The 22,915-nt window shown below is 63.1% G+C and carries 25 protein-coding genes; 11 read left to right on the top strand and 14 right to left on the bottom strand.

All coding sequences use genetic code 11. The features are described from left to right. Positions 1–118 precede the first annotated feature (118 nt). A complete protein-coding gene (locus BHMPCIPO_RS06730) occupies positions 119–1,876 on the bottom strand; it encodes a LysM peptidoglycan-binding domain-containing protein (protein WP_173516042.1) in 1,758 nt (585 codons plus the stop codon). Positions 1,877–2,119: 243 nt separating this feature from the next. Here BHMPCIPO_RS06730 and BHMPCIPO_RS06725 point away from each other — a divergent pair, with 243 nt between their 5' ends. Next, on the top strand, positions 2,120–2,740 hold the full coding sequence (locus BHMPCIPO_RS06725; RefSeq protein WP_173516041.1) for an LOG family protein: 621 nt from the start codon (positions 2,120–2,122) through the stop codon (positions 2,738–2,740). Between the two features lie 71 nt (positions 2,741–2,811). Here the strand turns inward: BHMPCIPO_RS06725 and rarD are convergent, their stop codons facing one another. The 8 genes from rarD to cysS all read right to left on the bottom strand — a co-directional run bounded on the left by rarD (position 2,812) and on the right by cysS (position 10,030). Further along, positions 2,812–3,750, bottom strand: a complete 939-nt coding sequence (gene rarD / locus BHMPCIPO_RS06720) for an EamA family transporter RarD (protein ID WP_173516040.1) — start codon at positions 3,748–3,750, stop codon at positions 2,812–2,814. Between the two features lie 308 nt (positions 3,751–4,058). After that, entirely contained in the window at positions 4,059–5,675 is a 1,617-nt protein-coding gene (cimA, locus tag BHMPCIPO_RS06715) for a citramalate synthase (RefSeq protein WP_173516039.1), read from the bottom strand. 35 nt (positions 5,676–5,710) lie between these two features. Continuing rightward, complete coding sequence (gene pip, locus BHMPCIPO_RS06710; protein WP_173516038.1) at positions 5,711–6,673, bottom strand: prolyl aminopeptidase; 963 nt, start codon at positions 6,671–6,673, stop codon at positions 5,711–5,713. A 2-nt stretch (positions 6,674–6,675) separates the two neighbouring features. Next, positions 6,676–7,197, bottom strand: coding sequence for a GFA family protein (locus BHMPCIPO_RS06705; protein WP_173516037.1), 522 nt, complete (start codon positions 7,195–7,197; stop codon positions 6,676–6,678). Then, positions 7,170–7,646, bottom strand: a complete 477-nt coding sequence (locus BHMPCIPO_RS06700; RefSeq protein ID WP_173516036.1) for a GFA family protein — start codon at positions 7,644–7,646, stop codon at positions 7,170–7,172. Before BHMPCIPO_RS06700 ends, BHMPCIPO_RS06705 begins: the two co-directional genes overlap by 28 nt. Further along, positions 7,643–8,134, bottom strand: a complete 492-nt coding sequence (locus tag BHMPCIPO_RS06695; RefSeq protein ID WP_173516035.1) for a GFA family protein — start codon at positions 8,132–8,134, stop codon at positions 7,643–7,645. The genes BHMPCIPO_RS06700 and BHMPCIPO_RS06695 overlap by 4 nt, the downstream gene beginning before the upstream one ends. Positions 8,135–8,146: 12 nt before the next feature. Then, positions 8,147–8,530 (bottom strand): VOC family protein, encoded by a 384-nt coding sequence (locus tag BHMPCIPO_RS06690; protein WP_173516034.1) that lies wholly within the window; start codon positions 8,528–8,530, stop codon positions 8,147–8,149. A 108-nt stretch (positions 8,531–8,638) separates the two neighbouring features. Continuing rightward, a complete protein-coding gene (gene cysS / locus BHMPCIPO_RS06685; RefSeq protein ID WP_173516033.1) occupies positions 8,639–10,030 on the bottom strand; it encodes a cysteine--tRNA ligase in 1,392 nt (463 codons plus the stop codon). Positions 10,031–10,555: 525 nt separating this feature from the next. Here cysS and BHMPCIPO_RS06680 point away from each other — a divergent pair. Then, positions 10,556–10,699, top strand: coding sequence for a hypothetical protein (locus BHMPCIPO_RS06680; RefSeq protein WP_173516032.1), 144 nt, complete (start codon positions 10,556–10,558; stop codon positions 10,697–10,699). Between the two features lie 16 nt (positions 10,700–10,715). On the opposite strand, the gene BHMPCIPO_RS06675 is transcribed toward BHMPCIPO_RS06680, so the two are convergent. After that, positions 10,716–11,495 (bottom strand): SOS response-associated peptidase, encoded by a 780-nt coding sequence (locus tag BHMPCIPO_RS06675; RefSeq protein ID WP_173516031.1) that lies wholly within the window; start codon positions 11,493–11,495, stop codon positions 10,716–10,718. Between the two features lie 61 nt (positions 11,496–11,556). Between BHMPCIPO_RS06675 and BHMPCIPO_RS06670 the strand changes: the two genes are divergently transcribed. From BHMPCIPO_RS06670 to BHMPCIPO_RS06630, 9 genes are all read left to right on the top strand, one after another. Further along, positions 11,557–12,018, top strand: coding sequence for an NUDIX hydrolase (locus BHMPCIPO_RS06670; protein WP_173516030.1), 462 nt, complete (start codon positions 11,557–11,559; stop codon positions 12,016–12,018). Continuing rightward, the gene (locus BHMPCIPO_RS06665) at positions 12,015–12,467 is read left to right on the top strand and encodes a TIGR02301 family protein (protein WP_173516029.1); all 453 of its coding nucleotides are present in this window, start codon (positions 12,015–12,017) and stop codon (positions 12,465–12,467) included. The genes BHMPCIPO_RS06670 and BHMPCIPO_RS06665 overlap by 4 nt, the downstream gene beginning before the upstream one ends. 158 nt (positions 12,468–12,625) lie before the next feature. Beyond that, a complete protein-coding gene (locus BHMPCIPO_RS06660; protein ID WP_093232155.1) occupies positions 12,626–12,895 on the top strand; it encodes a hypothetical protein in 270 nt (89 codons plus the stop codon). A gap of 15 nt (positions 12,896–12,910) precedes the next feature. Then, complete coding sequence (locus tag BHMPCIPO_RS06655) at positions 12,911–13,702, top strand: hypothetical protein (RefSeq protein WP_173516028.1); 792 nt, start codon at positions 12,911–12,913, stop codon at positions 13,700–13,702. Between the two features lie 310 nt (positions 13,703–14,012). Next, positions 14,013–14,861 (top strand): CAF17-like 4Fe-4S cluster assembly/insertion protein YgfZ, encoded by an 849-nt coding sequence (ygfZ, locus tag BHMPCIPO_RS06650; protein ID WP_173516027.1) that lies wholly within the window; start codon positions 14,013–14,015, stop codon positions 14,859–14,861. Beyond that, a complete protein-coding gene (locus BHMPCIPO_RS06645; RefSeq protein ID WP_173516026.1) occupies positions 14,858–15,466 on the top strand; it encodes a YfbR-like 5'-deoxynucleotidase in 609 nt (202 codons plus the stop codon). Before ygfZ ends, BHMPCIPO_RS06645 begins: the two co-directional genes overlap by 4 nt. Before the next feature lies 1 nt (position 15,467). Further along, a complete protein-coding gene (locus BHMPCIPO_RS06640; protein ID WP_173516025.1) occupies positions 15,468–16,007 on the top strand; it encodes a tyrosine phosphatase family protein in 540 nt (179 codons plus the stop codon). Then, a complete protein-coding gene (locus BHMPCIPO_RS06635) occupies positions 15,943–16,977 on the top strand; it encodes an NUDIX hydrolase (RefSeq protein ID WP_173516024.1) in 1,035 nt (344 codons plus the stop codon). Before BHMPCIPO_RS06640 ends, BHMPCIPO_RS06635 begins: the two co-directional genes overlap by 65 nt. A gap of 164 nt (positions 16,978–17,141) precedes the next feature. After that, positions 17,142–17,384 carry a hypothetical protein gene (locus BHMPCIPO_RS06630; protein ID WP_173516023.1) on the top strand — a complete coding sequence of 81 codons (243 nt, stop codon included), beginning with the start codon at positions 17,142–17,144 and terminating at the stop codon, positions 17,382–17,384. 19 nt (positions 17,385–17,403) lie between these two features. Here BHMPCIPO_RS06630 and nadC read toward each other — a convergent pair whose 3' ends face one another. From nadC to BHMPCIPO_RS06610, 4 genes are all read right to left on the bottom strand, one after another. Further along, positions 17,404–18,312 carry a carboxylating nicotinate-nucleotide diphosphorylase gene (gene nadC / locus BHMPCIPO_RS06625; protein ID WP_173516022.1) on the bottom strand — a complete coding sequence of 303 codons (909 nt, stop codon included), beginning with the start codon at positions 18,310–18,312 and terminating at the stop codon, positions 17,404–17,406. Between the two features lie 153 nt (positions 18,313–18,465). Continuing rightward, on the bottom strand, positions 18,466–20,064 hold the full coding sequence (locus tag BHMPCIPO_RS06620; RefSeq protein WP_173516021.1) for an L-aspartate oxidase: 1,599 nt from the start codon (positions 20,062–20,064) through the stop codon (positions 18,466–18,468). A gap of 60 nt (positions 20,065–20,124) precedes the next feature. After that, on the bottom strand, positions 20,125–21,204 hold the full coding sequence (gene nadA, locus BHMPCIPO_RS06615; RefSeq protein WP_173516020.1) for a quinolinate synthase NadA: 1,080 nt from the start codon (positions 21,202–21,204) through the stop codon (positions 20,125–20,127). 173 nt (positions 21,205–21,377) lie between these two features. Continuing rightward, positions 21,378–22,616, bottom strand: a complete 1,239-nt coding sequence (locus BHMPCIPO_RS06610; RefSeq protein ID WP_173516019.1) for an MFS transporter — start codon at positions 22,614–22,616, stop codon at positions 21,378–21,380. Positions 22,617–22,915: the final 299 nt, after the last annotated feature.

The raw sequence follows: 22,915 nt of genomic DNA, 5'->3' as shown, positions 1-22,915 counted from the left end.
CAAACAACGCCGTCATCACCGTTCAATGAAAAGCGGCGCCTCGTTGAAGGCGCCGCCCTGGATCGAGAGATAGGCATCCATCGCCGCCGCCGCAATGTGCAGGCGGACGATCGGCAGCCTATTGCTCGTGTTTCATGTGCTTTCTATGAATCTCGCGGGATTCGTCATCGGGCAACGCCTTATCCGGCACGCCGAAAACCTGCCCCGGGCGAATGCGGTCCGGGTCTTCAATCTGGTCCTGGTTGGCAAGGTAGATCGTGGTGTAGCGCAAGCCCGCGCCATAGACGCGCCGCGAAATCTGCCACAGCGTATCGCCGCGACGGATGATCACCGAGGACTTGCTCTCCTTGAGCGGCTCCTGCTGGACGGTCTGCGGCCCTTCCTGCTGGGGGGCAGCGGCTGCGGCTTCCGTCCCTTGCGCCGGCGTCGTCGAGGCGTCGCCTGCCACCGCGCTGCCTGCGCCCATGACCTTCGCCAGCTCACCCGGCGCAGGGGCGTCCTTCAGCTGGGCTTGCCCGCCCGAGGCCGGCGTCGCGCTGCCGCGCTCGGCCAGAACCGGTCCGACGGTCGCATCGACCTTCGCAAGCGCCGAGGCAACGCTTGGCGCATCCTGCGGCGCCGCCTTCAAGGCTGTCAGCGCGTCGGCTGCCGCCTTGGAAGCCCGCGACGCGGCTGCCGCCAGCGCCTGATCGGAACTGTCGGCAAGCCGGAAATCCGCCAGCGACTTCAGTGCAATTTCCGTCGCGGAACGCGCTGCGGCAAGCTGCTCGCCGCTCGGCACCTTGCCGTTGGCATAAAGTCCCTTCAAGAGGGCCAGCGCCTTACCGGCCTCGGCGCGCACGCCATCAAGGCCGGCCGTCGCCGAAGGCGTGCCCGACGGCGCGACTGCGGCAACCTGGGAGCCGGCGGGGCGATCAAAGGGAACCGATGCGCGCATGGCGACCTTGGTGCCATCCTCGTTCAGCATGTCGGCGCGGATGATGTGGCTGCCCACGGTCAACTCGACCTCGCCGTCGACAACGAAATTGCCCTTGTCGTCGGCCTTGATTTCGCCGATCAGCTTTTCATCCGCATAGACACGCACCAGAGCATGCGGCTTGGCGCTGCCCGCGACGAACATCTTGCTTCCTTCGATCTCGACCGCAGTCACCTGCAGGCCGGGAACGCCAACCGCCTTTGCCGGTGCCGAGGACGCGTCGCCGGTTGCCAGCGGCGTCTGCGATGCGACTTCCGCCGACTTGCCGTCGGTTGTCTGCGCGGTTTCACCCTTGGCCGCTTCCGGCGTCGTGATCAGGCGGCTTGCCTCACCCGGCTTGGACACCATGGCGAGAAGCTGCCCCGAAGGGTCCTTGGGAACCGAAACGGTCGCGACTTCCTCGGAGGTCTTCACGGCGCCGTCTTCACCGGTGCTGCGCAGCGTCAACTGATAGTCGCCGGCCGGCAGCGGCTTGTCGAACACCGCTGCGAAGTCGCCCGTCGCGCCGACATCGGCGGTGCCGACAACGGCGTCGCCGCTCAGGATCTCAAGCTTCGAACCAGGCTGCGCATGCCCAGCGATCACGGTCGATCCATCAGGCTCCACACGCAACACGTCGAACCCGGGGACGGCAGAGTTTTCGGCGGCTGCGTTCGTCGCCGCAGCGTTTGCCGTCGCGTCGGCGGCCTCACCGGCCTTGCTGTCCAGCGGCTTCGCCGTACCTTCGGTCGCTTGCGGGCCAGAAGCGGTTTCGGTCGACTGTGTCGCATTGCCTACCGACGGCTCTTCCGCCGTCTTCTTGGCGTCACCACGCAGGTTCGGCTGCACCACGAATACCATCAACGCTGTTGCTGCCACGAGGACAGTAATGGCCACCCAGCCGGCCCTATTTTTTATCATGCCACTCTCCACACGGAGCGGAGCGGAACTCCGCGCATGCCCTCTCATCGGCCTGCGGTGCGGGCTAACGCCATGCATTATAGCGCAACAGCAAGCAACCGTCCGATTTCTTCAATCAATCCCTGAAATTGCTAGCGATTCCTGATTCGCCATACAAGCTGCCGGCCACCCGGCAAACGGCGGAAAACCGGCTTTCCCCTCATTTTTCTTGACCCTTGCTGCGGTGCAATGTCTTTTGGAGGCATGAGCACCGAAAGCACCACGATTCGATCCATCTGCGTCTATTGCGGTTCACAGCCCGGACGCGACAATGCCTATATGGAAGCCGGCCGCGCACTTGGCCGCTCGATTGCCGATCACGGTCTCCGCCTCGTTTATGGTGGCGGCACGCGCGGCATCATGGGAGCCGTCGCCAGCGGCGTCCTTTCGAACGGCGGCGAAGTCACCGGGATCATCCCTGAGTTCCTGATGGATAAGGAAGCGACCCGCCATTCACTCGGCCAGCTCAACGAGCTGATCGTCACCGCCGACATGCACGAGCGCAAGCATACGATGTTCGAGCGGGCCGACGCTTTCGTCGCGCTGCCGGGCGGTATCGGCACGCTGGAAGAGATCGTCGAGATCATGACCTGGGCGCAGCTCGGCCGTCACCGCAAGCCGATGGTGTTCGGCAACATCAACAATTTCTGGCGGCCGATGCTCGACCTGCTGCAGCACATGCGTGACGAAGGCTTCGTGCACACGGCGCATCTCGTGCAGCCACTGGTCGTCGACGATGCCGCTAACATCGTGCCGGCCATCCTGGCGGCTGCCAATGGTGGCAAGGGCCGCGAGGGCGAGGCGGAGATCATCTCCCGTCTTTGATGGCAGCAAGCACCGACAAGGAAAAAGGCGCGGTCCACCAACGCGCCTTTTGATTTGTAGCGACTGCGAGCTTACTCCGCGGGACTTGCCTGCAGCACCCGGCGCGCCCGGCTTTCCGCCAGCATTGCGCCCGAATAGATCACCAGCGCCGCCCAGATCAGGCCGAAGGCAATGAGCTTTGCCGTGCCAAAGGGCTCGTGGAAGACGAAAACGGCAATCAGGAAGATCATCGTCGGGGCGATATACTGCATGATGCCGATCGTCGACAGGCGCAGCAACTTGGCACCGTTGGCATAGATCATCAATGGAATGGCGGTAACGACACCGCAGGACATCAGCCAGAGAATATCGGCCGTGCCGGTATCTCCGAAATGGCCCTGCCCGGTCGCCTCGAGCCAGATTATATAGCCGAGCGCCGGAACGCTGAGCAGCAGGACTTCCAGGAAGAAGCCCTGGTTCGGACCGACAGGCAGCGTCTTGCGGAAGAAGGCATAGAAGCCCCAGGACAGGCAAAGGCCGATCGACACCCACGGCAGGCCACCGGCGTCGAAAGCAAGGACGGCGACCGCGGAGGCCGCGAGCGCAATCGCAACCATCTGCGCCGGGTTCGGCCTTTCCTTCAGCAGCACCGCGCCGAGGAAGATCGAAAACAGCGGGTTGATGTAGTAGCCGAGCGCCGTCTCGATCGCCCGGCCGGCACCGATCGCCCATACATAGATCCCCCAGTTGATGGTGATCAGCACGGCGGTCAGCGCCGCCATGCGCAGCATGCGCGGCGAGCGCAGCGCCACCTTGATGTCGTCCGTACGCCCGAGCCAGAGCAGAACCAGGCCCGCAAGCGGCACCGACCACACGATCCGGTGCGCCACCACTTCCGGCGCCGGAATGTGAGCGACGGCCTTCATGAAGAAGGGCAGAAAGCCCCAAAGGAGATAGGCGGTCAGCGCGAAGGCAAAGCCTTTCGCGGAATCGGTGTTTTCGGCGGGTACTTTCGCGTTCGGCTCGGCCATAACATCTTTTCCTGGTGCGTTTGCCGGCGAGCCTTGGTGGAACGAGCCGCTCTCCGATCTCTGCTGCCCGTCTCCCTAAATCGCCTCCGACTTAAGGGCAAAACATGCAGCAATACAAAGTGCGACAGCGACCTGTCTGACGGGACGCGCGGCGCTGTAGGGAAGGCGCGGCTTACCAGCCGGCGCAAGCTCCCGTGAATGGGTCCTACCCCAATGTCCGGTTATGCACCAATTCATTTCCGTGAAGGGATGGTGAGTTTTACTCATCACGCCGCCGGAGCGAGCCCAGTCTCAGCTTGCCGCTGACGTCATTCGGCAGCGATCAGGCCCACATGGTCCCGGTTCTTCAGCAGCTTGAAGATGATGCTGTCCATCAGCGCCTGGAAGGATGCGTCGATGATGTTGTCGGAGACGCCCACCGTCCACCAGCGCGCGCCGGTTCCATCGGTCGATTCGATCAGCACGCGCGTGATCGCCTCGGTGCCGCCGTTGAGGATACGGACCTTATAGTCCGCGAGCTCGAGATCGGCGATCTCCGACTGGTACTTGCCGAGGTCCTTGCGCAGCGCGAGGTCGAGTGCGTTGACGGGCCCGTGCCCTTCGGCGACCGACATCATCGTCTCGCCATCGACCACCACCTTTACCACCGCTTCCGACACGGTCTTCAGATTGCCGTTCGCATCGAAGCGGCGCTCGACCATGACGCGGAAGCTTTCGACGTGGAAGAAGTCCGGCACCGTGCCGAGGATACGGCTCGCGAGCAGCGCGAAACTCGCGTCCGCCCCCTCATAGGCGTAGCCGGTCGCCTCCCGCTCCTTGACGACGGCGATCAACTTGTCGAGCTTCGGGTCGTCCTTGCTCACAACGATGCCGCGGCGCTTCAACGCATTGATGAAATTGGCCTTGCCGCCCTGGTCCGAGACCATGACCTTGCGCAGGTTGCCGATGCTCTCGGGCGCGACATGCTCATAGGTGCGCGGATCCTTGAGCAGCGCCGAGGCATGGATGCCGGCCTTGGTGGCGAATGCGGATGCGCCCACGTAAGGGGCTTGCTGATCCGGCGAACGGTTCAATAGCTCGTCGAACGAATGGGCGAGCTTCGTCAGTTCCTGCAAGCGATCGGCATCGATCGCCGTTTTGAAGCGGCTGGAATAGGTCTCCTTGAGAGCAAGCGTCGGGATCAGCGTGACGAGATTGGCGTTGCCACAGCGCTCGCCGATGCCGTTCAGCGTTCCCTGGATCTGGCGCACGCCAGCCTCGACCGCGGCCAGCGAATTGGCGACCGCCTGGCCGGTATCGTTATGGGCGTGGATGCCGAGATTGGCGCCGGGCACGCCGGCCGCGATCACCGCGGTGACGATCTCGCGTACCTCCGGCGGCTGAGTGCCGCCATTGGTGTCGCAGAGCACGACCCAGCGGGCGCCGGCTTCAAAAGCCGTCTTCGCGCAGGCGAGCGCGTAGGCCGGATTGGTTTTGTAACCATCGAAGAAATGCTCGCAGTCGACCATCGCTTCACGGCCGGAGGCGACCACGGCCTCGACAGAAGCGCGGATGTTGTCGAGGTTTTCCTCGTTGGTACAGCCGAGTGCGACCTCGACATGGTAGTCCCAGCTCTTGGCGACCAGACAGATCGCGTCGCTCTTGGCGGCAAGCAGTGCCGCGAGGCCCGGATCATTGGACGCCGAAACGCCGGCGCGCTTGGTCATGCCGAAGGCGACGAAGGATGCCTTCTGCGTGCGCGTGCTCGTGAAGAACTCGGTGTCGGTCGGGTTCGCACCGGGATAGCCGCCCTCGATGTAATCCATGCCGAAGCCGTCGAGCAGGCTCGCAATCGCAATCTTGTCCTCGACCGAAAAGTCGATGCCGGGCGTCTGCTGCCCGTCCCGTAGCGTCGTGTCGAAGAGGTAGATGCGTTCCCTGGTCATGGCTAATCGTCCAACTGCTCTGTTCTTGCTTGGTCTTACTCGGTCTTGCATGCGTATCTGTCCGTGGCGCGGATCAGCCGGTCGAGAATGCCCGGCTCGGAATAGGCGTGCCCTGCCCCCTCGATCAGATGCAATTCGGATCCGGGCCAGGCCCTATGCAACTGCCAGGCATATTTCGCCGGGCACGGCATGTCGTAGCGCCCATGGATGATAACCCCGGGAATGCCGTGAAGCCGGTGAACATCCCGCAACAATTGGCCATCCTCCATCCAGCCGGCATTGACGAAGAAGTGGTTTTCGATGCGCGCGAAGGCGTCGGCATACTCGTCGTCCTCGAACGGAGCGCTGGTCGATAGTTCCGGCAGCAGCGTAATCGTCTCGCCCTCCCAGATGCTCCAGGCCTTTGCCGCCGCAAGGCGCGTTGCCTTGTCGTCGCTCATCAGGCGACGGTGATAGGCGTGCATCATCTCGTGCCGCTCTGCTTCCGGGATGGGCGCGACGAACCGCTCCCACTTGTCCGGGAACATTTCCGAGACGCCGAATTGATAGTACCAGTCGAGTTCGGCTTTCGTCAGCGTATAGATGCCGCGCAGCACGAGTTCCGAAACGTGCTCCGGATGCTTCTCGGCATAGGCGAGTGCAAGCGTCGATCCCCAGGATCCGCCGAAGACCAGCCACTTGTCGACCCCGGCCTGTGCGCGCAGCCGCTCGATGTCGGCAACGAGATGCCACGTGGTGTTGGCCTCGATCTTCGCATGCGGTGTCGACCTGCCGCAGCCGCGCTGGTCGAACAGGGTCACATCATAGAGCGCCGGATCGAACAGACGGCGATGGTTGGCAGAAATCGTGCCGCCGGGGCCGCCATGCAAGAAGACGGCGGGCTTGGCGCCTGGCGTGCCGACCTTTTCCCAATAGATCACGTGACCGTCGCCGACATCGAGGTGGCCCGAGGCATAGGGTTCGATTTCCGGATAGAGCGTACGCAATACAGTCGTCATTTTCAGTCTTTCGTCAGCGGCCAATGCACGGTGTCGTAGTCCGGGTGCTGGCGGTTCGTTTCCAGTATGATCAGATGGCGAGTGGCGGACACTTCGCTGCCATCGTCCGTCTCTTTTTCCGGCAGCCCGGCGAGCCGCGAGAACCAGAGGACTCGAGACTCGACGCCGGCCTGATAGACGGGCAACACATCATCCGGATCGTCGAGCGAGCCGAGCGTGATATTGATGAAACCCGCATCCGGCATGTCGTAAAACAGCGGCGTGCCGCAGTGGCTGCAGAAGCCGCGACGAACCAGATGCGACGAGCGGAACCAGGACGGCTGACCGCGGGTGATGTCGAAACTGTCACGCGCGACGTTCGCCAGCGGCATGAAGTAGTTCCCGGCCGCCTTCTGACACATTCGGCAATGGCAGATATGCGGATCCGCAAGCGTGCCCTCGGCGCGGTAGCGGACGGCGCCACACTGGCATCCACCGGTATAGATGCGGGAGATGGTCACCGGAATGCTCCCGAAGGATGCCATTGATCGGTTTCATGGTCCGGGTGCTGGAAGGAGATGATGCTTTCCTGCCGCGCATAGAAGTCCGGATCCTCCAGGACCGGCTGCTCGAAGATCGTCTCGACCCAGGGAAGGCGCGAGGCGTAGTTGACCTGGATTTTCGGCGCGAGATCGGTGCGATCGTCAAAGGTGCCGATCGCGATCTCGAGGCCGCCGGGATGCCGGTAGGTCATCGGCGTACCGCATTTCGGACAGAAGCCGCGATCGATGTTGACCGAGGACTGGAAGTAGCTCGGCTCTTCCCGCACCCATTCGACGCCATCTTTCGGCGCCGTCACCAGCGCGGAGAAGAACGAGCCGAATTGCTTCTGGCACATGCGGCAATGGCAGATCGACGGACGACCGAGTTGCCCGCGGATACGGAAACGGACTGCGCCGCACTGGCAGCCGCCTGTTCGAACGTTTTCGCTCATCGTCTTTCCTCCGGGGGCCAGGTTTCAGTGTCGTGGTCGGGATGCTGGTAGGAAACGAGATCGGTCAGGAATTCGACCGCGTCCGGATCTTCCATCGTAGCAACACCGGGCAATTCCGATATGTGATCGACATAGGGCAACTTGTGCTCGATGCCCCATTGGATGGTCGGCACGATGCCCTGCGGTTCGTCGAAGGCGGCAATCGCCAGGGCCATGCCGTCCGGCGCCTCATAGGTCAGCGGCGTACCGCAATCGCCGCAGAAACCGCGCCGTACCGCGTTGGAGGATTGAAAGCGCTTGGGCTCGCCGCGAGTCCAGGTGACGTGCGCGCCGCGAACCGAAACCAGCGGCATATAGAAGTTGCCGCTCGCTTTCTGGCACATGCGGCAATGGCAGACGGAGGCGTCGCCGAGCCTGCCCTCGACACGGAAACGGACCGCGCCGCACTGGCAGCCGCCAGTATAATAGGGCCTGTTGTCGAGACTCATCGCAACTCCTCCTCAGCTCGGCGCGTGGCAGACGGCTTCGATGTTGTTGCCGTCGGGGTCGAGCACGAAGGCCCCGTAGTAGTCGGGGTGGTAGTGCGGCCTCAGTCCCGGCTTGCCATTGTCGCGCCCGCCGGCCGCCATCGCCGCTTCGTAGAAGGCATCGACTTCCGCGCGGCTCCGCGCCGAAAACGCATAGTGCCGGCCCGGGCCAGTCGCAGCCACCTCATGCAACCAGAAGACCGGCCGTTCGCGGCCATAGCCGCCGACCCTGACGCCGCCGGTATGTTCCACCGGCACCATCATCAGCAGCGAGGCGCCGAGCGGAGCGAAGGCCTTGTCGTAGAACGACCGCGCCCGGTCGAAATCCGCGACCGGAATGCCCGTATGGTCGATCATCGCACGAACTCCTCTTTCATGCATGCTCTCCGCGTTTCCGCCGTCCCCGGACGGCTCTGTCCGATCCCGATCAATGCGACCGGGCACGACGCGCCGCCGGGCTCGCGATCACCGCTTGATATCCCAGGTCGTCACACGCTCGCCGGTTGCCGGATCCTTGCCATCCTTGAGCTGGATTCCCTGCGCCACGAGATCGTCGCGGATCTTGTCTGCCTCGGCGAAGTTCTTCGCCTTCAGCAGTTCCAGACGCGCACGGACACGGCTGTCGATGTCGTGCACCACGGCTTCGTCCAGTTCGACCGCCTCGGGCACGACGCCGATGAGGGCCGCGCTGGCGGCGAAGGTGCCGAGCAGCTTGGGGTCGGCCGCCGCCTTCTGGGCGAGAGCATGGAGCGCCTGAACGGCAGCGACGGTGTTGAGATCGTCCGCAAGTGCGGCAACCACCGCCGGATCAGCCTCCCCCGTTGCATCGCCCGGCACCGGCCACTTGGAAAGCAGATGTTCGGCTTCCTCCAGCCGCTTCACCGAGAAATCGATCGGCTCGCGATAATGCGTCATCAGCATGGCCAGCCTCAGCACTTCGCCCGGCCACTGGCGGCCGGCGAACTTTTCGGTGTGCAGCAATTCGTAGATGGTGACGAAGTTGCCTTCCGACTTCGACATCTTGCGGCCTTCGACCTGCAGGAAGCCGTTGTGCATCCAGACATTCGCCATCACCTCGGTGCCGTGGGCGCAACGCGACTGGGCGATTTCGTTCTCATGGTGCGGGAAGATCAGGTCGAGCCCGCCGCCGTGAATGTCGAAGACCTCGCCGAGATAGCGTCCGCTCATGGCCGAGCACTCGATATGCCAGCCCGGGCGGCCCCTGCCCCAAGGACTTTCCCAGCCCGGCTCGTTATCGGTCGAAAGCTTCCACAACACGAAGTCGCCCGGGTTCTTCTTGTGCGCTTCCACGGCGATGCGAGCGCCGGCCTGCTGTTCGTCGAGGTTGCGCTTCGAAAGCTGTCCATAGTCGGCCATCGACTTCGTATCGAACAGCACCTCGCCGCCGGCCTGATAGGCGTGCCCCTTGGCGATCAGCTTCTCGATGATCTCGATCATCTGCGCGATGTTGTCGGTCGCCCGCGGCTGCACGTTCGGATCGAGGCAGCCGAGCGCCTTGGCATCCGCAAGGAACTGGGTTTCGGTCTTCTCCGTCACGCGTCGGATCGCTTCGTTCAGCGGCAGCGTCGGATAGTCCCGCAGGGCACGCGCATTGATCTTGTCGTCGACGTCGGTGATGTTGCGGACATAGGTGACGTGCTCGGCGCCATGGACATGGCGCAGGAGCCGGAACAAGACGTCGAAGACGATCACGGGCCGGGCATTGCCGATATGGGCATAGTCATAGACCGTCGGGCCGCAGACATACATGCGGACGTTGTCGGGATCGATCGGCCGGAAGTCGACCTTTTCCCGCGTCAGCGTGTTGTACAGCTTCAATGTCGGCGCTCCGCCCATTCCCATTCTCCAATACGCTTACAACCGTCGAAATACGGCGCCCGGGAGGCCCGCGCGTTTGTCATCTTGGATTTTAGGAGACGAAAACGGCCAGGCCAGCGTGACGCTAGCGAATAATCTTCCGGCAGATAATGCAGATAACCGTTTTCATGCGCTCACTTATCGCGCGTCACCCGTTTTCGGTCAAGAGGTCAGCCGCATGCAAGCACAGTCGGCTATCGAAACGGAATCGGCGGCCACGGATTTGTCATGATTAGGCTTATCTGGGAGCGCCATGCGGAAAACAGATTCGCGGTGTAGTTGGTTCTGCACCACGGGTTCCTGTCTCCGGAGAACAGGGAGGAGCATCGTTTTCGCGCCGAAAGACGAAAACGGAATGTATCCGGTTCGGGAAAGCAGAGCGGGATGAGGAAAAGTGCGTGCGGTTTTCCGCCCGCAGCCCGCTCTAACTTATTAGAAACGATGACGTTTATGAATTTGGGTCGATCCGACCCAAATTCATCGTGATCTAAGGAGTGAGTGCAAGTGAAAGCCGCAAAGACCAAAGAAATCGCCAAGCCAACCAATCTCGTCGAACAGTACCGTCCGCTCGGCTTGAAGGCCGTGCTCGCCGCTGCACTGCAAGCGAAGGGAAAGTCGGCGACCAAATTGACCAAGCGGCCCGCCTAACCCCTGGGTTGTTCGTTCAAAACAGCGACATCTGCCCGCTGTCGGGCATGTCCGGTTTGCTTTTGCCCTTAGGCTGGACATCCAGTATCGTCCTGGGTGTCACCGCGTCCTGGATGTCCGGGCCGGTATTGGCGACCTTGTTGACCTTGTCGGAGACAGGGATTGCCTCGAAATAATCCTCCGCTACCGGCCCGAAGAGATCGGCGACGTCGCGCGGCTCCTGCGTCTTGCAATCCAGCCAACGGGCAAAATCCTCGGGCTGGATGACGACGGGCATGCGGTCGTGGATCTGGCGGATGGAGGCATTGGCTGCCGTCGTGAGGATCGCAGCAGTGTCGACCTCGGAACCGTCGGCTGACGACCAGGTTTCCATCAGGCCGGCGAAGGCGACAATGCCGCCCTTTCGCGGCCGCACCCAATAGGCCTGCGACGGCTCGCGGCTGCCCTTTGGCGGCCTGCGCCATTCGTAGAAACCCGAGGCCGGAACGAGGATGCGACGGTGTCGCATGGCGGCGCGAAACGACGCCTTTTCGATCGCCGATTCGGCGCGGGCATTGATGAGCAACGGAAAATCACGCGGGTCCTTGACCCAGCCCGGCATGAAACCCCAGCGCACGAGAACGGCCTTGCGCTCGGGAAGGTTACTGCCGGGCTCAGCGCGCTCGCCTGCGACGACGACCATGATCGGCTGTGTAGGCGCTATGTTGAATCGCGCCGGAAAGTCCTCGCTTTCCAGCAGGCCGAACAATTCCATGAGTTCTTCCGGCGTCGCCGTCAGCGCAAAACGTCCGCACATGACACGGATGTGGCACTTCACGTAGGATGGGTCAACGTTACTGAGGCAATTTGATTCCCCAATGTCGACCAAGCCCGAACTCGCCTCCTCCGTCATTCTCGAACGCGGCGGCCGTTACCTGCTCGTAAGGCGGGCCAACCCGCCGTCGGCCGACATGTACGCCTTTCCCGGCGGACGGGCGGAACCCGGCGAGACGCCGGCTGAAACAGCACTGCGCGAGCTTTGGGAAGAGACCGGCATCAAAGCGCGCAATCCCGTGCTCTTTGAAACCTACGACCTCCCCGGCGAGGAATCGGAAGGGCGCCATTTCCTGCTTTCGGTCTTCAGAGCGGAGGCGAGCGCCGATGCGGTTGCCGTTGCCAGTGACGATGCCGCCGGGCTTGGCTGGTTCACGCCCGCCGAAATCTTTGCCCTGCCGATCCCGGACAGCGTGCGCGAATGCGTGGAAAGGCTCGCGAACATCGGCACGGAATCCGGCCGCGGCCTTGAAACCGCCGTCAATTCGGGCTTGATGAAGCCATGATCACTGCCCCGATCCTTGCGCGGCTCGCCCTGGCCGGTTTCGCGCTGACAGCCGCCACCGGTGCGGCGGCGCAAAAAACAACGTCGAACGAACCGGCAACGACCGAGGCCGCCACCCCGGCTCCCGTCGTCGTGGAAGAGAAACCCACGCCCTACGACCAGAGGTTGATTCGACTTTCCGAAATTCTTGGCTCCGTCCATTATCTCAGGAACCTTTGCGTCAAGGAGCCCGAGGACGTCTGGCGCCGCTCGATGCAGGAATTGATCGACAAGGAAACGGCCGACGAGGTCAAGCGGCGCGAAAGGATGACCGCCGCATTCAACCGTGGGTATCGCACCTTCGCCTCCGTTTATACCACCTGCACGGGACCGGCGATCGTCGCCGAGCAGCGATACCGTGCCGAAGGCGCAACACTTGCGTCAGAAATCGTCGCCCGCTTTGGAAATTAGCAAGAAATTAACCTCTTTTCTCACGACCCCGTGTCGTTTCGGGAAAAGGCTGCTAAGTTCGTTAAGAGAGTGGTAAGAAGTGGCGAGTCCGTCACGGTCGTTCAGTTGGAGTTCAGCCGGACGGCCAAAGAATGAACCGCTTGCACAATGGAAGTCGCATGGAACGAATGATGGAACCAAGCCTGACCGACATCGATGACATGATCGTCCACGAGAAAATGCAGGCTGCGCTGGAACACCAGAGCGAGGCCTGGGCGGACGGCATGGCGGATGGTATCGAGCCGGAAATCATCGCCGATGCGGCCATTGCGCTCGCCATGCGGGAAACCGTTCGGCTCCATGGCGAAGATGGTGCCGAAGCGATGCTCAATTCGCTTCGCGAGCGCGTGCTCGCCGGTGAATTCTCGCCCCAGCGCACGCTTCAGTAATATCAGGACTGCCCGATGAGTCGGAATCTTGCAAACCGGACCCTTCCGGTTCGCCTCGCTACGCTGCTTTTGGCCGGTGTCGCCTTGAGCACCCAGGCAGCGTTCTCTCCCGCCTTTGCTCTCAGCGAATTGCAGGGCGCGCCGCAACCCGTTCCCACCGAGCAGCCCGCTGCCGGCGACCAGAAGGCGACGCCGCCCGTGGCCGAACCCATCGCGGAAGGGCCGGAAGAGGAAGAAAAGCTTCCGCTCGAAATACCGATGCCCGATCCGCTGATCAACAAGTCAGCGACGGTCACAAAGGACGAGGCCCCGACGGCCGAGGAGCCCGAGACCGCCGGGCCCGTCGAGGTCCTGACCGACGTTTCCAAGATACCTGCGCCGGTAGCGCGGATGCGCGAACTGATCGTCGAGGCGGCTGCCTCCGGCGATATCGAGCGCCTGCGCCCGCTGCTCGGCAAGGGCCCGAACCAGACCCAGGTCACCGGTGTCACCGGCGACGAAGACCCGGTTGCGATCCTGAAGAGCCTCTCGGGCGACCAGGAAGGCGTCGAGATTCTGGCGATCCTGCTCGACGTGCTGTCGACCGGCTTCGTGCTGGTCGACAAGGGCACGCCGCAGGAGGCCTATGTCTGGCCCTATTTCGCGGAAAAGAAGCTTTCCTCGCTGACGGCACCGGAAAAGGTCGACCTGTTCCGCCTGGTCACCGCAGGGGACTTTGCCGACATGGAAGAGTTCGGCAGCTACAACTTCTACCGCGTCGGCATCATGCCGGACGGAAAGTGGAAATTCTTCATCGCCGGCGACTGACCGCCGGCGACCGCGCTTGCCGATCCTCTTCGAACATCCTACCTCTTCGCCAAGAGATCACGAAGGTACCAGGTCGAGTCGACCGGGATTGCTGTCGTGATCGGTCTTTGTTGTTACGCATTTCCGAACGCAAAACTGCTACGCATTTTTGCCGGAAATGCTCTACAGCGCCGCGCGTCTTGTCTGACGCGCAAAGGTCGCTGTAGCACTTTGAAGTGCTGCATGTTTTTGTCCTTCAATCGGCTACGATTAAAGGAAACATGCAGTAGGTTAGAGCGGGGTTCCCACCCCACCGAGCAGGATTCGAACGATGCCCAGAGTTCGCCTCGACGACCGCGCGATTGTCGCCGTCTCCGGCAAGGACGCAGAAGATCTTCTCCAGGGACTGATCACCACCGACCTCGACGCGCTGGCACCCGACGAAGCGCGTCCCGGCGCGCTTTTGACACCACAGGGCAAGATCCTGTTCGACTTCATGATTTCGCGCGATGGCGACGGCCTTCGGCTGGAAACCGCGCGCGACCAGGCGGAGGCGCTGCTGAAGCGTTTGACGATGTACAAGCTTCGCTCGGCGGTGGAGCTGTCGATCAATACTTCCGACGCCGTCACTGTGATATTTGACGAAGCCGCACCTGATGGTGCCTACCGGGATCACCGGTTCGAGAAGGCCGGGATAACGCTTTTCCGCAGCTATGGGGACGCAGCCGGCGATACCGCCAGTGTCGAAGAACTCGAGCGGCTTCGCATTGCGTCAGGCATTGCGGTCTCCGGCGCCGACTATGTCCCACAGGATGCTTTTCCGCATGACGTTCTCCTGGACAGGAACGGCGGCCTATCCTTCAAGAAGGGCTGCTATGTCGGCCAGGAAGTGGTGTCGCGGATGCAGCACCGCGGCACGCCGCGCCGCCGGGTCGTGATCGTTTCTGCGGAAACGGCGCTCCCCCCGACCGGAACGACGATCACCGCGAATGACAAGGTGATCGGCGCATTGGGCACCGTCCAGGGCAGGTCCGCGCTTGCGATCGTGCGCATCGACAAGGCCGGCGAGGCCATGGCGAATGGGATCCCGCTGCTTGCCGGCGACGTCGCAGTGACCATGGTTCTGCCCGAATGGACCGGGCTCACCTTCCCGACGAGCGCCGACGAGGCAAGCGCGTGACGACGACCCGCGCCTGGCAACGCATGCTCTCCGGCCGCCGGCTGGACCTTCTCGATCCGTCACCGCTCGACGTCGAGATCAGCGATATCGCCCATGGGCTGGCGCGCGTTGCGCGCTGGAACGGCCAGACCGCTGGCGACCATGCCTTCTCGGTGGCGCAGCACAGCCTGATGGTCGAGGACATCTTTCGCCGCAGCTACAAATGCAGCGCCGACGACTGCCTGCTGGCCCTTCTGCACGACGCGCCGGAATATGTGATCGGCGACATGATCTCGCCGTTCAAGGCGGTGGTCGGCGGCGGCTATAAGTCGGTGGAGAAACGTCTGGAAAGTGCCATCCATCTCAGATTCGGCCTGCCGCCTCATTGCTCCAAGGAGCTGAAGGATCGCATCAAGAAAGCAGATCATGTCGCCGCCTATTTCGAAGCGACGGTGCTCGCCGGCTTTTCCGTGGAGGAGGCGCGCAAGTTCTTCGGCCAGCCGCGCGGCATCACCCGTGAAACGCTGCTGATCGATCCCTTGCCGGCAGTCGAGGCGCAGCGGCTGTTCACGGAGCGGTTCCAGGTCCTGGAAGCGCAGCGCCTGCCGGCCCGAGCGGACATCTGACATGCCAAGTATCGTCGTTTCCCCACTCGCCCGTATTGCCGAAATGGCCGTCCGCCACGGCTGTACGGAGATGATCAGCCTGGTCGCCAAGGGCCAGGATTTTCATCGCCCGGGCATCATCACCAAGGCGCGGCACCTGACACTGGGCATGAACGACATCACTTTCGCCGGCACCGGTGATCTGGTGGCACCGCAGGAAGACCATGTCCGGCAAATCATTACCTTCGCCCAGGAATGGGACCGCGCGCGCCCGCTGCTCGTCCATTGCTGGATGGGCGTTTCCCGCTCGCCCGCAGCCGCTCTCATCGCGGCGCTTGCAGCAGAACCGGACCAGGACGACGCAGAGTTGGTGCAGCGCCTGCGGCAAGCCTCGCCCTTCGCGACCCCGAACAGCCGGCTCATCGAAATCGGCGATGCGGTGCTCGAGCGCAACGGACGGCTGATCGCCGCCGTTCGCATGATCGGCCGCGGTGCGGATGCGGACGGTAACGCGCCCTTTGTCCTGCCGCTTCTTGTCGAGGGAGCAACCGTTGCCGACTGAGACGCAGCCGACGACCGTTGAAATCGGCCTCAATGCGGCGATTGTCGCCGTCGTCCAGCGCAGCCCGCGCATCCTCGCCGTCAGCGAAGCGGACGGCGACGCGCGCGACAGCCTGCCCTTCGGCCCTTTCGACCCTGCGCTCCACCGGACATTCGAGACGAGCCTGCGCGATCGCGTCGAAAAGCGAACAGCGCTGAAGCTCGGCTACATCGAGCAGCTCTACACGTTCGGCGACCGCGGCCGGCAGCGGCTACCGGGCGAAGAAGGCAAACACATGGTCTCGGTCGGCTATCTGGCGCTGACCAGGACCGATGCCGAAAACACCGAGCGGCTAGCCGAAGCCGGCGCGCACTGGCGTGACTGGTACGGCTACCTGCCGTGGGAAGATTGGCGTCAGGGCCGCCCGCCAATCCTCGATCAAGCGATCCTGCCGGGGCTTGCCCGCTGGGAGAGCGGCGCCACCGGCGACGAGCGGGCGGGGCCGATTGCGCAACGCCGGGCACGCATCCGCCTCGCCTTCGGCCTCGACGATTTCCCCTGGGATGAAGAGCGTGTGCTGGAGCGCTACGAGCTGCTTTATGAGGCCGGGCTGGTGCCCGAGGCTGTCATCGACGGCCACGGCAACGGCCACGAGGTTCTGACCGCCGGACAGGCGATGCGCCATGACCACAGGCGCATCGTGGCAACCGCGATCGCGAGACTGCGCGGCAAGATCAAGTACCGACCGGTCGTCTTCGAGCTGATGCCGCCGGAGTTCACGCTGACCGACCTGCAAGCGACTGTAGAGGCGATCTCCGGCCGCCACCTGCACAAGCAGAACTTCCGCCGCCTGGTCGAAGGTGCAGAACTGGTGGAGCCGACGGGCATGACGCTTTCGTCCACCGGCGGCCGGCCGGCCGCGCTCTTCCGCTTCCGTCGCCAGATCCTCGACGAGCGCCCTGCCCCAGGCCTCAAGGTTGGCGGGCGCTGATGCCGGCCATCAATCGCTGAAAAGCGGCGCTGCGCTTAAAAACATCCCGAGATGCGACCTACATTTGCTGGATCGTGATATGGTTGGTGCGGTGGGTGGAGGCGAAAAACTCGTCGCCCGCGCTCACGCCAGAACGACGCGAAATTTTCGACTGAGGTAAGCCCATGCTACTCGCACTGACCCTGCTGACGTCGCTGCTCGGCAGCCCGCCGCAATCGGGGATCGACGAGAAGCCGAAGATGCCCGACTATTTCAAGAATCAGCTCGGCGGCTCGCAGCCGCAGACAACGATCTGCAACCTCAGCAGCCAGGATTCGAACGGACAGTTCCGAACCTGCCGCTATGATTGCGGCACGCAGATCACCGTCGGCCAACGTTTCGTCTGCCCGTTCATCATGCAGCGCTGACCCCACCGACGGTGGCGGACTACCGCTCAATCACCACGTCGAGACCAACATCCAGCGTCGGGGCAGCCATGGTGATCTTTGACGTCGAGATATAATCGACGCCGCTCTCGGCGATCGCGCGCACCGTATCGATCTTGACGTTGCCGGAGGCTTCGAGCCGGGTGCGGCGGGGGTCGAGCGCATAGGCGTCGGCGGAAAGCTGCCAGTGCGCCCGGTTGACGGCGACGGCTTCGCGCAGCAGTTCCGGGCCCATATTGTCGAGCAGGATCACGTCGGGAGCTGCGGTCAGCGCCTCACGCATCTGGTCCAGACCATCGACCTCGATCTCGATCTTGACGAGATGGCCGCAATAGGTCCGCGCCGCGTGAATGGCGCTGGCAACGCCGCCGGAAACGGCGATGTGGTTGTCCTTGATCAGCACCGCGTCATCGAGACCATAGCGATGGTTGGAACCGCCGCCGAGGCGCACGGCATATTTTTCAAGCGCGCGCAGCCCCGGGATGGTCTTGCGGGTGCAACAGATCTTCGCGCGGGTATGGGCGATTTCGTCAGCGAACTTCGCCGTGTAAGTGGCAATGCCCGAGAGATGCATGAGGAAGTTCAGCCCGACGCGCTCGGCTGAAAGCAGACCACGGGCACGACCGGAAATGCGGGCGATGGCTGTTCCAGCCGCCACTCGGTCTCCGTCCGCCGCCAGCGCTTCGAAGCAGATCGACGGGTCGACCAGGCGGAAGGCCGCCCGGGCGAGATCCAGCCCGGCAACGACGCCCGGATCGCGGGCGTTCATGCCGGCCGTTGCCGTCAGTTCCGGCCCGATCGTCGACAGCGTGGTGATGTCGCCGGCACGGCCGAGATCCTCTGTCAGCGCCGCGCGCACCTGGTCCTCGATCATCAGTGCGGGCAGTTCGGGGCGGAGGGCTGCGGTCATTGTCACGGGTCCTGATGTTCAATCGAATGGGCGGCCGGCAGATGCCGGCCTGCTGCAGGTTGCCTTTAACCCTAGCCGGTTCAAGGCGACATGCAGCAATTCAAAGCGCTACGGCGACCTGTGCGCGTCAGAGGGACGCGCAGGCGCTGCAGATCACGCCGCTTCCGTTTCCGCCAGTTCCTGGGTCAGGCGGTTGGCGTCGGCGAGCGTCAAATAGGTGCGGCGGCGCCATTCCGGCCGCTCCGACGGGCAATCGGCGCGGAAGTGGCCGCCACGGCTTTCGGTGCGACGAAGCGCGCCGACGGTGATCAACTTGGCGGTCGTGATGATGTTGGTGAAGCGCATGCGGGTATTCTCGCGCTCGAGCACCGCGATCTCCCGGATTGCCTTCAGCAGGCTCGCGCGGGTGCGGATCACGCCGACGCAGTCGCTCATGAGCTGGCGCAAGACCTTGAGTTGCGGGCTGTCCTCGACGGTCACCGGGTCGTCGTTTTCGCCGGCATTGTCACCCCATTCGGTGAGCTTCGGCGCTGGCAGCGTGCCCTTGATGTTCTCGGCAATGCGGGCGGCGAAGACGACGGCCTCGAGCAGAGAGTTCGAGGCGAGGCGGTTGGCGCCGTGCACCCCGGTCGAGGTCACCTCGCCAGCGGCCCAGAGGCCGTCGATCGAGGTGCGGCCTTCGGCATCCGTCAGAACACCACCCATATGATAGTGAACCGCCGGCACGACCGGGATCGGCTGCGTCACCGGATCGATACCAGCCGCCATGCACGAGGCATAGACCGTCGGGAACATCTCGGGGAAGTGTTTGCCCACGGCCTTGGTGCAATCGAGGAAGGCGCCGCGTCCTGCCTGGACCTCGGCGAAGACCCCGCGCGAAACGATGTCGCGCGGCGCAAGCTCGCCGTCCGGGTGGATATCGAGCATGAAGCGATGGCCGGCCGCATTCAAGAGATGGGCGCCGTCGCCACGAAGCGCCTCGGTCGCAAGCGGCGCCGGATCCTTGCCGATGTTGATCGCAGTCGGGTGGAACTGCACGAATTCCGGATCGGCGATGATCGCGCCGGCACGCGCCGCCATCCCGACCCCCTGTCCGCAGGCCTCCCACGGATTGGTCGTTACCGCATAGAGATGGCCGACGCCGCCGGAGCAAAGCACGACGGCACGCGCCGGGAACGATACGCGCTTCTTCGACTGTCCCGCGTCCGGTCGCGCGATGACACCCGAGATGAACCGGCCCTCGCGAACCAATTCCTCCACGACGTAACCCTCGATTACACGGATTGAAGGCGTCTTGCGCACCGCGGCAATCAACGCCTCCATGATCGCCTTGCCGGCCATGTCGCCTTTGACCCGGACGATGCGACGTTCGGAATGCGCCGCCTCGCGCGAGAGCAGCAACTTGCCTTCGAGGTCGCGATCGAACGGCACGCCATATTCCAGGAGATCGTGAATGCGCGCCGGACCTTCGGCCACCATCATCCGCGTCATCTTCTCGTCGACGATGCCGGCACCGGCGGTGAGCGTGTCGGCGACATGCTTCTCGAAGGTGTCGCCGGGGCTCATGGCCGCGGCGATACCGCCCTGCGCCCAGGCCGAGGAAGCGCCATGGCCGATCGGTGCGGCAGCAAGGATCGTTACCGGCCTCGGGCTCAGCTTCAGCGCACAGAACAGCCCGGCCAAGCCGCCGCCGACGATGACGATATCGTCAATCCCGTTGAAGGATTGCGGGCGAAAATGGTCGGTCAGCATGGTTCGTTCTCCTCCAATGCGCATGCCTGCATCCGGATGAACATCACCCGGCAGAAATTGTTACTGCTTGAGATTCACCATGCGTTCGACCGCCAGGCGGGCGCGATCGGCGATCACGGGGTCGACGAGAACCTCCTCCGTCATGGTGAGCAGGCTGTCGAGGATCTTCGGCAGCGTGATGCGCTTCATGTGCGGACAGAGGTTGCAGGGCTTGACGAATTCGACGCCCTCGACCTCGGCCTGGATGTTCGACGCCATCGAGCATTCGGTGACGAGCAGCACCTTCGACGGGCGGTTGTCCTTGACATAGTTGATCATGCCCGACGTCGAACCGGCGAAGTCGCAGACGGCAATCACATCCGGGTGGCATTCCGGATGACCGATGATCTCGATGCCCGGGTTGGCTTCCTTGTAGGCAAGCAGTTCGGCGGCGGTGAAGCGCTCATGCACCTCGCAGTGACCCTTCCAGGTCAGGATCTTCTTGTTGGTCTGGCGCGCGACGTTCATCGCCAGATATTCGTCCGGGATGCAGAGCACCGTGTCGGATTCCAGGCTCTCGACGACATCGAGCACGTTCGACGAGGTGCAGCAGATGTCGGTCTCGGCCTTCACGTCGGCCGATGTGTTGACGTAGGTCACGACCGGAACGCCCGGATAGCGCTGCTTCAAGAGGCGCACGTCGGCACCGGTGATCGATTCCGACAGCGAACAGCCGGCCTTGGCGTCGGGGATCAGAACCGTCTTTTCCGGGTTCAGCAACTTCGAGGTTTCCGCCATGAAGTGCACGCCGCACTGAATGATGATCTCGGCATCGACCTTTGTGGCGTCGCGCGCAAGCTGCAGCGAATCGCCGACGATATCGGCGACGCAGTGGAAGATGTCGGGCGTCTGATAGTTGTGTGCGAGAATGACCGCATTGCGCTCCTTTTTCAGCCGGTTGATGGCGTGAACGTAGGGCGCATAGACCGGCCACTCGATCGCCGGGATGAAATCCTTCACCTTGTCGTAGAGATGCTCGGTCTCGCGCGCGACTGCCGGCGTGAAGGCAAGCTCGGGTCTTTCGATGATACCGAAACGCTCCGCGGCGCTGACAGGAACCGGGTTCGCTACCACCTCAGTGCGGGGTGCAAGGCGCGTCATCGAGATCTCCTCTCCGCCCCTTTTTTCGGGCGGGCTTTTCAATTATGCTCAAACTGAGCATAATTGAACCAAAACAAAAGCGGCAAAGCCGCATGGGTTGATTTAGAAAGTTTTGTGACAGAATTCAAGAATGGAGCGCTGCTTTTCGCAGCGCCCCCGATTTTGATAGGCGATCAGGCGGTGGCCGGCCGTGCCACGCCCCTTTCCTCGATCGGCCAATGGACGATCGCCGCGAAGACGCCGAGCGCCACGCCGAGCCACCACACCGGATCATAGGAACCGAAGCGGTCGTAGAGATAGCCGCCCATCCACACGCCCAGGAATGAGCCGACCTGGTGCGAGAGAAAGACGATGCCGCCGAGCAGGCCGAGGTGGCGGGTGCCGAACATGATGGCGACGAGCGCGTTGGTCGGCGGCACGGTCGACAGCCAGAGCAGGCCCATGACGATCGCGAAGACGATGACGGAGACCGGCGTCTGCGGCAGCAGCAGGAAGGCAGTCACCGCCACCGAGCGGGCGAGATAGATCAGCGCCAGGAAATAGGGCTTCGAGTAGCGCTGGGCGATGAAACCCGCAGACAGCGAACCGATGATATTGAAGAAGCCGATCAGCGCCAGGGCAATCACCGCATAGCGCGCGTCGATGCCGATATCGCCGATATAGGCCGGGAAATGCGCGGTGATGAAGGCAACCTGGTAGCCACAGACGAAGAAGCCCGAAACCAAGAGCAGGTAGCTCCTGTGGCCGAGCGCCTCCTTCAGCGCCTCGCCGATCGATTGCTTGTAGTGCGCCTCGCTCTGGCAACCGGAGGACGCATTGCCGCGCAGCGGAAGCGCGAAGAACGGCACCAGCAGCATGAGGACGCCGAGATAGACCAGACTGTCCGACCAGCCATAGGCGGAGATCAGCCCCTGGCTCAAAGGCGCGAACAGGAACATGCCGGCCGAGCCCGCCGCCGTGCCAATGCCGAAGGCGAGCGACCGCTGGTCGGGCGAAACGTTGCGTGCGAAGGCGGAGAGGACGATGCCGAAGGAACCCGAAGCGATACCCAGCCCTACCAGGATACCGCCGCCAATATGCAGCCAGATCGGCGCGTTGGCGAAGGCCATGATGAACAGGCCCGCAGCATAGAGAAGCCCCGACATGGCCAGCACCCGCCAGGTGCCGAAGCGGTCGGCAATCGCGCCGAAGAACGGCTGCCCCAGTCCCCAGCAGAGGTTTTGCACGGCCATGGCAAGGCCGAAGGTCGTCCGGTCCCAGCCGGTATCGGCGAGCATCGGCAACTGGAAGAAGCCCATCGCCGAGCGTGGGCCGAAGGTGAGCATTGCAACGATCGAGCCGGCCGCAATGATCAGCCAGGGCATCTCCCGGCTGGCACTGGACGGCGCACATGCTCCGGAAACAGCGGACATGGAATATCTCCGATTGAAGGAGCGGCATCCTATGCGGCGGTCAAAATAGAGAAAAGCCAATTAAATTGACGCCGCGATCACCGGAATTGATGCCCGCCTCACCCGGCGCTGCGGAAACGGCTGCGGAACAGATCGATCACCCGGTCGAGCCATCCCCGGGAATCCGCGTGAATGGGAGAAGCACAACGCCTCCCCCCGCCAGCCTCTCGGATCTCGGCGCCAAGCTACTCGGTATCACGCCCTGGGCGTGAGGGGCTCTGAAAAGTTGGAGCGGAATGCGGCCGGAAACCGCATGCATT

Source organism: Ensifer sesbaniae, assembly GCF_013283665.1.
GTDB lineage: Bacteria > Pseudomonadota > Alphaproteobacteria > Rhizobiales > Rhizobiaceae > Ensifer > Ensifer sesbaniae.
Note: the sequence above shows the minus strand (reverse complement) of the source record. Positions and strands in the feature narration are given on the sequence as shown.